Origin of the sequence: Rhodococcus sp. CX, from assembly GCF_015865005.1 — a bacterium.
GTDB lineage: Bacteria > Actinomycetota > Actinomycetes > Mycobacteriales > Mycobacteriaceae > Rhodococcus.
In genome coordinates this window covers 24654-25400 of record NZ_JADZGH010000037.1, presented here as the reverse complement: position 1 = coordinate 25400, position 747 = coordinate 24654, and the positions used below count along the sequence as shown (strand labels likewise).

General features: G+C 72.7%; 1 protein-coding gene. It reads right to left on the bottom strand.

Annotated elements, in window-relative coordinates; genetic code table 11:
- Positions 1-134: 134 nt before the first annotated feature.
- Positions 135-747 (bottom strand): HAD hydrolase family protein (locus I0Q12_RS03650; protein ID WP_231609939.1); only part of this gene is annotated, 613 nt, incomplete at its 5' end.

The following is a 747-nucleotide window of genomic DNA, read 5'->3' as shown; positions in this document are numbered from 1 at the left end:
GCTGCGGACCGCTCCCCCGGTCGAGGCAGCGTCCGCGAATGCGGCACCCGCCCCGGAAGCGGCCCCGGCGCCCGCCCCGGAGGCGGCTCCGGCGCCCGAGCCGGCACCGGCTCCCGCTCCCTGAGCGAAGAAGTTCACGGCCGCCACCAGCGCTCGAGGACACGGGCAACCCCGTCCTCGGCGTTGGTGGCGGTCACTTCGTCTGCGGCGGCCTTCGCGTCGGGATGGGCGTTCTCGACCGCCACCCCGTACCGGGCCATCGTGAGCATCGGAATGTCGTTGGGCATGTCCCCGAACGCCACGATGCCGTCCTCGGGCACCCCGAGCAGCTCGGCCGCCGCCCGGAGACCCGACGCCTTCGTCACGCCCGACGCCGAGATCTCGATCAGGCCGTTGTCCGTCGAATAGGTCACGTCCACCAGGCCCGCGAGCGCGGGCACGAGCGCGTCGGCCATCTCCCGGCTCGTCGCCGTCGCCATCCGGATGAGCAGCTTGATGGCGGGTTCGGCGATCACCTCGTGCTCGGCGAGCTCGGTGTTGTCCGGGTTCAACCACGCATGTTCGTAACCCGGGGCACTGACGAACTGGGGGCTCGCCGCGTCGTGAGCGCTCGCCGCGACCCGCTCGGCGGCCAGCCCGGCACCGGGCAACGCGAGGCGGGCGACGTCCGCGATCCACGCCAGCTCCTCGGCGGACAGCAGCGTCGTGTGGAGAACGCGGTCGGTCGCACTGTCGTAGATCACCGCG